The sequence below is a fragment of the Acinetobacter sp. IRS14 genome, assembly GCF_034650275.1.
GTDB classification, from domain to species: domain Bacteria; phylum Pseudomonadota; class Gammaproteobacteria; order Pseudomonadales; family Moraxellaceae; genus Acinetobacter; species Acinetobacter oleivorans.
The window spans coordinates 1-10564 of sequence record NZ_JAOVFN010000039.1 but is presented as its reverse complement, the minus strand read 5'-3'; the positions used below and the strand labels follow the sequence as shown (position 1 = coordinate 10564).

Genomic DNA, 10564 nt, shown 5'->3' with positions numbered 1-10564 from the left:
AACAACCTAATTTTGCGCTTACTTCTAAGTTTAAATATTTCAATGCAAAAGATGATGGCAATACTTTTGATATTGATGCGCAAAACATTGGGGTGCTAGAAACGCTTAAAGTAAAAAATCACACCTTTGGCTTGGGCTACCAGCAAATTATCGGTGAATCGGCTTATCCTCTACCAGATGGTTTCTTACCAGAGACCTATTTCATTAACTGGAACGCCACTGGCTTCTTTAAAGAAGATGAAAAGTCTTACCATGTCATGTACGGCTATGACTTTAAAGACTATGTACCGGGTTTAAATGCGATGGTGAAATATGTTTACGGCCATGACTTTAAAGCAGCCAATGGCGAGAAAAACCATGAAACTGAGTCGAATGTGATTTTAAATTATGCATTTCAGCAGCCGTTCTTAAAAGGCGTGGCCCTGCAATACATTCGTATTGATTACAACGTAAAACATGGCAATGATTTTGGTGAAGACCGCCTGTTTGTAAACTACACCAAAAAGTTTTAATAACTTTTGATTCAATCTAAGCGGGCTAATTTTGGCCCGCTTTTTTATTTTATTTCGCTCATTAAAAAACGCTCTTACGAGCGTTTTTTAATTAATCTTGTTGCTTAAGCAACATGCTTTTGTACAACAATCGAACCCACTGAATAACCAGCGCCGAAAGATGAAATCACGCCATACTCGCCATTATCTACTTCGTGGCCTGTACGGTGTAAAGCAATAATAACGCCTGCTGAAGAGGTATTTGCAAACTCATCTAAAATAATTGGTGCACGGCTTAGGTCTGCATCTTTACCAGCAACATATTTCAAGATTAGTTCATTCATGTTGGCATTGGCTTGATGTAACCAGAAACGCTTAATATCGTTTGCAGTTAACTGCATTTTCTCCAACTGCGCATTAATGATTTTTGCCACTAATGGACAAACATCTTTAAATACTTTACGGCCATCTTGACGGAATAACTTGTCGTCAACCACTGCATCTTCGCTACGGTTTAAGAAACCGAAGTTATTGCGAATGTTGTTTGAAAATTGAGTAAATAAATGAATATCTAAAATTTCAAAACCAGTTTTAGTAGTCGTTTCTTCAATAATAGAAGCCGTTGCAACATCACCAAAAATGAAGTGGCAATCACGGTTACGGTAGTCTAGGTGACCCGATGTAATCTCAACGTTCACCAATAAAACACGGCGAGCACCTGAACGAATTGCATCTGCTGCTTGTTTCAAACCAAAAGTAGCAGCTGAACATGCAACGTTCATGTCGTAGGCATAACCTTGAATGCCAAGTGCTGACTGGATTTCAATCGCTACCGCCGGGTAGGCACGCTGCATGTTTGAACATGCCAAAATCACAACATCGATATCTTCAGCAGTTACGCCTGCATTTTCCATTGCCTGCTTCGCAGCAATGACGCCCCACTCTGCTTGAAGTGAAAGTTCATCATTTGAACGTTCAGACAAACGAGGACGCAAACGATTTGGATCGAGAATACCTGATTTCTCAATCACGTAACGGCGCTTAATACCAGACGCTTTTTCAATAAATTCAGCACTAGAACCACGTAATTCTTCGAGTTCACCTGCTGCAATTTTCTCTGCATTCTCTTGGTTATATTGTTCCACATAAGCATTTAAACTGTCGGCCAGTTCTTCATTAGAAATGATTTCTGTTGGGTGAAATAACCCAGTACCTGTGATACGAATGCCCATGTAAAACTCCTAAAAAAATGAATAGGGTCTGTTAATCTTTCATTTATAAATTGCGTTGTAGGCTAAACAACAGCATAAACAGACCCCGATCTATCTTAACTGATTCCCAAACGATCCCATAACTTTTGCAGTCGAGTTGGCGAAATAGGCATCTTGGTTTTCATCGGTTGAGAAAATAAAGAAATGCGGAATTCTTCCAACATCAAATACAATTCTTTGATTTTTGGATCGTTTTTGAATTTAAATACCTTGTCCATCCATGGATCGACATCATCAATAGCGGCATGATCTCGCTGTAGATTATTTGGCAATCGATCTAAACGCAATAGCAGCGCTTTTAAATATCGCGGATATTCCTGCCAAAGATCGACGGGTTGGCAATAAACAAAATTGCTAAGTGACATTAAATCTAGCTGATCTTCAATATCATCAATACTGCGTCCAAACACCCCTGCATCAAGTACTAAAAGCTGACGACGGATTTGCTGCCATTGAATATAAATATCACTTAACTGCTCAAGTGCTTGCTGACCATAACTCAAAAATTGCTTTTTGACTTGCTCGAGTAGTTTATTAAATTCATCTGCATTAATTGGCAAAGTTGTAATTGCCATTTGCAACGTAGCATAGACCAACATCTGCTCAAGCTTAGCTTTATCACCCAAAGGTGAATATGCCAAAGCAAGCGGTTTTAAAATCTGCTTTTTCAACTGACGAACTAAGTCACCCAGTTGCATATGGACCAGACGGATAATCCCTTCACGATGCTGCTTAATGGCTTCGGCCTGATCATTAAAAGTCTGTATAACAACGCCTGAGTCATCTTTAGCTTCAATTTCAGCAAAAGTTTTTGTAGGTACCAAAGCCTGATATTGTTTCACAACAACACCCGTCACTTTATGTGAAGCCTCAAAAGTAAAATTCTCAGGAAAGTCCTTAAACTCACCTTTTTGCTGTTTTACTGGGCGATGTGTTTCTACGCGGCAACGCGCTTTTAATTCAGGTAAATCGCGGCCTTTTGCAATCAACTTACCTTTTTCATCAATCACTTTAATGAAAGGCACCAGATATGGATCAATGCGTTCAAACGAGAAATCTTTGTCAGTAATTTGCTCACCACGCAAGGCAAAAGCTAAATAACTAAAGATATGTTCACGTAAATGTACTGCATCAATGCCTTGCATGAGCTTGCGAGCTGTATCAGGAATTGGCACTACATTACGACGCTTATCTTTAGGTAAAGCTTTAAGTAATGCCTCAATTAAATCTTGTCGCCAACCCGGAATTCCCCATGACCAGATATTTTCATCAACTTGAGGCAGCGCCTGCACAGGAATTTGAACAGTGGCACCATCTTCATCATGGCTCGGGTCAAAATGATATGTTGTTGCTAAACGTAGCTGCCCATTGTGTAGATGATCTGGGAATTGCTGCGTTGTTGGACGGTCATTTAGCCAGAGTGAATCATCTTCAATAAATAAATAACGCGGATGATTTGCTTCTACCGTTGCGCGCCAGTCTTCAAAACTACGACGGCTTGCGATTTCTTCAGGAATCTTAGAGGCATAAAACTGATAAATCGTTTCTTCATCGACCACTAAATCACGGCGACGCAATTTATCTTCAACTCGCTCCACTTCTTCAAGTTTAAGCAAGTTGTGTTTTAAAAATGGTGGAATCGTACCCAAATTACCAGTGGTTAATGCATCGCGTAAGAAAATTTCATGAGCAGCAGGCTGGTCAACCTTCTCAAAATTAATTAAGCGTTTTGGTTCAATAATTAAACCAAACAAAGAAATTTGAGCATACGCATTTACAATCCCAGCTTTCTTAGACCAATGCGGCTCGAAATAGTGATATTTCAATAAATCACGTGCAGCAAGCAAAATCCATTCAGGATCAATTTTGGCTAAAGTACGTAAGTACACTTGAGAGGTTTCGACCATCTCAAAAGCCATCACCCAAGAGGTATTAGTTTTGTGCAAAGTACTTGCAGGAAAAACTTTAGCCTTTTGCTGACGCACCGCCATAAAGGTATTGCGCTCATCTGTTTTATTGGCAATAAAAGACAACAAACCTGTCAGCAACGCACGATGCAAGTTTTCATAATTTGCAGCTTTTTCATTAAAGCTGAGTTTTAAACCTTCTGCTAACTCAACTAATTGCTGGTGTGTCTGCTTCCACTCACGTAAACGTAACCAACTTAAAAAATTCTGTTTGGCAAACTGACGTCGTTTATTTTCAGACATGCCAGCTTCACCTTTAGGATTTAAAGTATCCCAAAGTTTCAAATAAAACAGAAAATCTGAATCTGCTTCTTTGAACAAAGCATGCTTTTGGTCAGCCTGCATTTGTTTGTCTGCTGGGCGCTCACGTGGGTCTTGAACAGCTAAAGCACTCACCACAACCAAAATTTCTTTAAGTACACCAAAATGAGCACCGCCAACAATCATACGAGCGAGTCGTGGGTCAATCGGCATACGTGCCATCATTTGCCCGACTTTAGTCAGCTCATTTTTCTTCTCGTTAAGTGCCCCTAACTCAATGAGTAACTTACGACCATCATTTACAAGACGGAAATCTGGTGGCTCAATAAAATCAAAGTTTTCTAGCTCACCCAAACCTAAACTGTGCATTTGTAAAATAACAGAAGCCAAGTTTGTTCGTTTAATTTCAGGTTCGGTAAATTCAGGGCGGCTTAAGAAGTCTTCTTCGCTATATAAACGAATACACACACCCGCCGCAATACGACCACAACGCCCTTTACGCTGATTGGCAGCAGCTTGAGAAATTGCCTCAATTGGTAAACGTTGCACACGTGAACGGTAGTTATAACGAGAAATACGGGCAAAACCGCTATCAATCACATAACGAATATTTGGAACTGTCAGTGCAGTTTCGGCCACGTTGGTCGCAATAATAATACGACGGCCTTTTCCACCTGGACTAAAAATCTTTTGTTGTTCAGAAACAGCTAAGCGCGCATACAAAGGTAAAATTTCGGTATGTCTTGGTCCGTACTTTTGCAAGGTTTCCTGCAACTCACGAATTTCTTGTTCTGTACTTGAGAAAATTAAAATATCGGCATGTTCGGGGTGACCTTTTGCTTCGGCATCAGCAAAGCATTCTTCAACTGCCTGTACGACTGCTCGAGGTAAGTTTTCTTCGAAATCATCAAACTCATCGTCGTCACTGCCGCCAATATTCATTTCTGAAATTGGGCGATAAAGCACTTCGACCGGATAACTACGCCCTTCCACTTCAAAAACAGGTGCATCATTAAAGTAGTTACTAAAACGATTTACATCTAAAGTTGCCGAAGTCACAATCACTTTTAGATCTGGGCGTTTTGGCAGTAACTGCTTTAAATAACCCATAATAAAATCGATATTGAGTGAGCGTTCATGCGCTTCATCAATAATGATTGTGTCATATTTAGACAAAAAGCGGTCATTGCCTAACTCAGCAAGCAAAATACCATCGGTCATTAACCGTACAATTGAATCTTGCGAACCTTGTTCATTAAATCGGATTTTAAAACCAATCGATTCACCAAGCTTTTCTCCGACTTCGTCTGCAATACGCTGAGAAACACTACGTGCAGCTAAACGACGAGGCTGTGTATGACCAATCATACCTGTTAAGCCACGGCCTGCTAACATTGCAATTTGAGGAAGCTGAGTGGTTTTACCTGAACCCGTCTCACCTGCCACAATAATGACCTGATGTTTTTGAATCGCATCAATTAAACGGTCAGCATATTGAGAAACAGGTAGTTCCTGATTCAGTTTAATTTTAGGGAGACGTTCAAATCGCTGCCTTACTTTGGCATTCGATTGTTCAAATAATTTTTCAATCTCTGCTGTATTGGCTTTTTTATCTTTACGCAAACGATTTAAACGGTAACGATCTCTTGCCATTACCCACTGATCAATATTTAAATCATTCTGCACAGACAAATTTTCCTGAAAATACAACAATCCTCTATTTTACGCTCTAATGCCCTTCAGGTAAAACACTTGGTTTTTTATATATTTTTAATTTTTTAAAATTTTACCCTTGAATTTTGACTAAGTAGACTTCATGTTGTTATGCAAGTTTCTTTTACTATAACTGTCATTTGATTTACATGTTTTTGCAGTCAAATCGAATACAGTGTTTGGGGACTTAAAAATCGTAAATTTATCACTTATTCAATTTTCCGATTTTAGTCATGTAAAAATACTATTTCCCCAATAAAGAATTTTTATTTATTCTACATCTCGTAAACAAGTTTAAATATAAACCTCAATCATGGAGACAATGATGAGCTTGATTAATACTGAAGTTAAACCATTCCAAGCAACTGCTTACCACAACGGCCAATTTGTTGAAGTTAACGAAACTAACCTTAAAGGTAAGTGGTCTGTTGTATTCTTCTATCCAGCTGACTTCACTTTCGTTTGTCCAACTGAACTTGGTGACTTAGCTGACAACTACGCTGAATTCCAAAAACTTGGTGTTGAAATTTATGCTGTATCTACTGATACACACTTCACTCATAAAGCTTGGCACGACACTTCTGAAGAAATCAAAAAAATCCAATACCCATTAGTTGGTGACCCAACTTGGACTCTTTCTAAAAACTTCGACGTTCTTATCGAATCTGAAGGTTTAGCTGACCGTGGTACTTTCGTTATCGATCCAGAAGGTAAAATCCAAATCGTTGAACTCAACGCTGGTGGTATCGGCCGTGACGCTTCTGAACTTCTTCGTAAAGTAAAAGCTGCTCAATACGTACACGCTCACCCAGGTGAAGTTTGCCCAGCTAAATGGAAAGAAGGCGAAGCTACTCTTGCTCCATCTATCGACCTAGTTGGTAAAATCTAATTTTTTAGATTAGACCAATACGTCTGAAAACCACCCTTTTTAGGGTGGTTTTTTTATTGGTTATTTTTATAAATCTAAGCCCTATTCTCTGCTCAAATTTTATAGCTAATTTTTTACAATTCTTATACTTATAAATTTATAGCAATATTCATTTATGAATTGTAAGCCTGCTTAACTTAGAGTACTGTCGAATTATGAAACAAAAGAGCTGTATGTATGTATTAAAAGATCAAACAAAAGTAGGAGTAGTTATATGGAAAAATCTGTTGTTGTAACCTCTTGGAAATACGATGTTTCTTCACGCTATTTAAAAATTTTCTATAGCAATGGCTCAGGTGAGCTCTACCATCCAGTTCCAGAGTTTATCTACAATAATTTGTTACGTACCAATGATAAAACTGCATTTGTTCACAAATATCTTGAGTTTGATCTGCATTTTAACAGACTCCGTATTTCTGCTTAATCATAAAAAATCAGCCCGCTGGGGCTGATCTGTTTTATATCTTTTGGCTATTAAGCTGCGTCATTTTGACCAATATATTTCTCTAGCATTTTTTCCTTCACATCAACATGCATATTGATTTTACTAAGGTCACCCTTATAGTGCTCGACAACACGATTATCCATAATTCTCGACCACCAAGATGGAATAAATGCAGGCAAAATCATTGCACCATAACCTGCTGGTAATTGCGGCGCATCTTCAAAGTGACGTAAGGTCTGAAAGCTACGAGTTGGATTGGCATGATGATCTGAATGGCGTTGTAATTGATACAAAAATAGATTGGTCACCACATTATTATTGTTCCAGCTGTGCTCTGGCAAAGTGCGTTCATATTGGCCATTTTCTTTCTTTGCACGCTTTAAACCATAATGTTCAATGTAATTCACCGATTCAAACAAAGTTATTGCATACGCAGCTTGAGTAACTTGAAATGGAATCGAACGCGCACCAAATTTCGCAAACATGGCTGCATGGTACACAGCCGACATTGCCCAGCCATGAATCAGCTCATTTTCCTTACAGAAGAAAGGCAATTTCTTACGTTCTAAACGATTTTTTTCAATTTCAATCGCCGATTTAAAGCTGCCAATTACAGTCCGCGGTAAAAATTTCCAAAAGGTTTCACCAAATTGTGAAGATGCTGGGTCTTCAGGTGTCGCTACTCGACGGTGGTGTCCATAAGGGTGTTCAATTCGGAAATGGTTATAACCCGATGGTGCTAACGCTAAATGCGATAAATAATGTTCAAGCTGCCCATTCTTGTGGCTAAGTTCATGTGCCGTATTAATGGCAATCCCATTGACCATTCCCACCAAAGTTCCAAGTAAAACCTGATCAGCAAGAGGTGTATTTTTACGACTGGCTAAATATGTTCCATAGATATTGGTCGCATATTGCAAAGGAATAAAAAGTTTAACAATGCGAGCGTAATAAGGATCCGCTTCTAAATCCGCGATTGCGTCTAATGGCGGATTTTCCTTGTCTTCCCCAATCAGTTTATCCAATGCTGGAATAACGCCATGAATAAATAATGGCCCAAATGAAGCAAAGAACTTTTTAGTTTTTTTAGGACCAAATTGATAGCCTACTAGCCCACCCATTGCAATGGTCGGTACAGCCAAACCCAATAGCCATAAATGACGTTTTTTATCCTTAAATGTTGTTGTCGCTTGCTCGACATCCAGTTGAGTATGCATATTCATTAGAGACTCCAATCAAACACAAAATGTTTTGCTTGAATTGATTGTGCTCGTTCATAGTCCCTCTATATTATCATTTTAAGACTTGCTATTATCATTTTAAGACTTTGCTGAGTTTTTCTTGTGCAGAAGCAACAGATTCCTGTTATTCCATCACGTTATTATTTACGGCTGATTGAAATTTTAATCGGCATGCATCAATACGATAATGATTTATTGACCGCATTCCAGCAAGAACTGGCAAAAACAGACTTATTATCAATTCAACAAATTGAACAATTCATTGAGATGGGTTTAAGTCTGCCCAACACTCAAGACTTAGCCTTTGAACTGGGTAAAAATATCAAACTCAGCTCACATAGTCTGGTCGGCTATGCGCTAATGACCAGTCCTAATTTAGAACATGCACTTAGGCTCATTGCACAATATTTTAGACTGATTATGCCCAGTTTTAAGCTCAGCATTCAGTTTCCAACCAAACAGCAAAAGGTTGAACTATTATTTGAACCGATTTTGCAGATGAATAAGCAATGTTTGGCCTTTCATATTGAAGCGATTGCCGTGGCGTTTTACTACAGCCTGTTAGAATTGGCTGGTCAGCAATTACAACGCTACCAAGTGTATTTGAGTGTTCCAGAGCCGAGCTATCAAGAACGTTACATATCCTTAGTAAAAGCTAATTTTCACTTTAACTATACGTGGCTTTCAGGTATTCGCGTGGTAATTGATCAGCAACAATTAGCACTACCCTTGCCTCTAGCTGATGCACATAGTTTAAAAATAGTTGAACAACGCTGTCAGGAACAAATCCAGAAGATCTATCATCAAGGTGAAATTGTTGAATGGGTCAGTATGATGCTGCGACAAGCCAATCAAGTCCCAACCCTAATGGAATGTGCCAAAGTATTAAACATTTCGACCAAAACCTTGCAACGCTATTTACAGCAACAAGGCGTTGAATTTCAAAATTTAAAGCAACAGATCAGCACTGAGCGTGCCATTGATTTGTTAGAGAACTCTACCTTTACCATTACCCATATTGCCTATGAACTGGGCTATTCTAATCCTGCCAATTTCACCCGTGCATTTAATAAAGTACAGGGCTGTAGTCCACAAGCTTATCGCCAAGAATATATCAAGAAAGCGAATCTACTTTAAAACCACCAGACTTAAACCTGCGCCTACCGGCAAAATACTACTCATAAAATTTTCATCTTTTTTAATTAAAGATAAGAATGAACTTACTTCAGCCGCATGTGAAATCACCTTATCAATAATAAGAACACCACCTTTGGGCTTCATCAGACGCTTTAAATCCGGCCAATAATTTTCGTAAGCATTACGCTCAGCATCTAACAAAATAAAATCGAACGTTTCATGAGATTCTTTTAAATAATCGGCTGCATCCCCTATCCAAAAATCAACCACTTCATCTAATGCTAATTCAGTCGCATGGCGTTTCGCCTCGGTACTACGATTGGCATCAATCTCAAGTGTCGTTACTTTTCCGTGAGTCGATAGTGCAGCCTCAGCAAGCCATAGCGTAGAATAACCCGTTGAAGTACCAATTTCTAAAATTGATTTGGCTTGCTGCATTCGGATAAATTGCGATAGAAGTTTTGCAGATTCAGCCTCAATATTTCGATAGCGTAGCAAGCGATCTGACTGCTGGGCATCATGTCGTTTAAAGGTGTCATATAAATCTGCAACTCTTTGTAAGAAAAAAGTATTTGGCATATCTTCACCCTTTAAAATCGTTATTTTATATGACAACCGTTTGAGTTAAGTACTTTGAATTAACTTGAATCGCGGCACGATACTTCCGTCAGCAATTTGAACCGTTTCAGTAAACATATCAAGCGGACGTACCCAAGTTGAATAATCACCATAAAGACACTGATAAACCACGAGTTGCTCTTCAGTCTCACTGTGTTTTGCCACAGAAAAAACTTGATAGAGATTACCTTTATAATGCTGATAAATGCCGCGTTGCAATGACATGAAAGTACCTTTTAATGTTATGACATAAAATCTTTACAGCCATATAACATATATAAATTTTTAAACACTTTCACTTTAAAAGATAAAAAAGAGTAATAAAGACGACCTAAAGACAAATTCCACTTTAACTTCTTGATATTATTTATAAGTGCCAATCAACATTCAAAAAACCGATTAAATCTATAAAAACATACTGTTTCACCTATTCTGTGTTTTAACGTACTATGCATCTATTGAAAGAATTTGGATGCATTGGAGTAAAAACAG

Annotated in this window: 9 protein-coding genes; 4 read left to right on the top strand and 5 right to left on the bottom strand. The window is 38.5% G+C overall.

Features of this window, described 5'->3' with window-relative positions:
- Positions 1-512 (top strand): OprD family outer membrane porin (locus ODQ17_RS18685; protein WP_322905540.1); only part of this gene is annotated, 512 nt, incomplete at its 5' end.
- Positions 513-616: 104 nt separating this feature from the next.
- On the opposite strand, the gene ODQ17_RS18680 is transcribed toward ODQ17_RS18685, so the two are convergent.
- Both ODQ17_RS18680 and hrpA read right to left on the bottom strand, forming a co-directional pair.
- Positions 617-1723 (bottom strand): beta-ketoacyl-ACP synthase III, encoded by a 1107-nt coding sequence (locus tag ODQ17_RS18680; RefSeq protein WP_204084642.1) that lies wholly within the window; start codon positions 1721-1723, stop codon positions 617-619.
- Positions 1724-1818: 95 nt separating this feature from the next.
- On the bottom strand, positions 1819-5676 hold the full coding sequence (hrpA, locus tag ODQ17_RS18675) for an ATP-dependent RNA helicase HrpA (RefSeq protein WP_322905538.1): 3858 nt from the start codon (positions 5674-5676) through the stop codon (positions 1819-1821).
- Positions 5677-6028: 352 nt separating this feature from the next.
- On the opposite strand from hrpA, the gene ahpC reads away from it, so the two are divergent.
- Together ahpC and ODQ17_RS18665 are read left to right on the top strand one after the other, a co-directional pair.
- Complete coding sequence (gene ahpC, locus ODQ17_RS18670; RefSeq protein ID WP_003652649.1) at positions 6029-6592, top strand: alkyl hydroperoxide reductase subunit C; 564 nt, start codon at positions 6029-6031, stop codon at positions 6590-6592.
- Between the two features lie 253 nt (positions 6593-6845).
- Positions 6846-7055, top strand: coding sequence for a KTSC domain-containing protein (locus ODQ17_RS18665; protein WP_004793625.1), 210 nt, complete (start codon positions 6846-6848; stop codon positions 7053-7055).
- Between the two features lie 50 nt (positions 7056-7105).
- Here the strand turns inward: ODQ17_RS18665 and ODQ17_RS18660 are convergent, their stop codons facing one another.
- A complete protein-coding gene (locus ODQ17_RS18660; RefSeq protein WP_322905536.1) occupies positions 7106-8299 on the bottom strand; it encodes an alkane 1-monooxygenase in 1194 nt (397 codons plus the stop codon).
- 120 nt (positions 8300-8419) lie between these two features.
- Between ODQ17_RS18660 and ODQ17_RS18655 the strand changes: the two genes are divergently transcribed.
- Positions 8420-9454, top strand: coding sequence for a helix-turn-helix domain-containing protein (locus tag ODQ17_RS18655; RefSeq protein WP_322905534.1), 1035 nt, complete (start codon positions 8420-8422; stop codon positions 9452-9454).
- On the opposite strand, the gene ODQ17_RS18650 is transcribed toward ODQ17_RS18655, so the two are convergent.
- Positions 9446-10033: an O-methyltransferase gene (locus tag ODQ17_RS18650; protein ID WP_322905531.1), complete on the bottom strand. Its 588-nt coding sequence runs from the start codon at positions 10031-10033 to the stop codon at positions 9446-9448. The genes ODQ17_RS18655 and ODQ17_RS18650 overlap by 9 nt on opposite strands.
- Positions 10034-10078: 45 nt before the next feature.
- Entirely contained in the window at positions 10079-10297 is a 219-nt protein-coding gene (locus ODQ17_RS18645) for a DUF1653 domain-containing protein (protein WP_262770652.1), read from the bottom strand.
- Positions 10298-10564 lie beyond the last annotated feature (267 nt).

Bases quoted from the DNA above. Each gene is read 5' to 3' on its own strand.
- ODQ17_RS18680 (WP_204084642.1), bottom strand. From the start codon at position 1,723: ATGGGCATTCGTATCACAGGTACTGGGTTATTTCACCCAACAGAAATC.
- ahpC (WP_003652649.1), top strand. From the start codon at position 6,029: ATGAGCTTGATTAATACTGAAGTTAAACCATTCCAAGCAACTGCTTAC.
- ODQ17_RS18665 (WP_004793625.1), top strand. From the start codon at position 6,846: ATGGAAAAATCTGTTGTTGTAACCTCTTGGAAATACGATGTTTCTTCA.
- ODQ17_RS18660 (WP_322905536.1), bottom strand. From the start codon at position 8,299: ATGAATATGCATACTCAACTGGATGTCGAGCAAGCGACAACAACATTT.
- ODQ17_RS18650 (WP_322905531.1), bottom strand. From the start codon at position 10,033: ATGCCAAATACTTTTTTCTTACAAAGAGTTGCAGATTTATATGACACC.
- ODQ17_RS18645 (WP_262770652.1), bottom strand. From the start codon at position 10,297: ATGTCATTGCAACGCGGCATTTATCAGCATTATAAAGGTAATCTCTAT.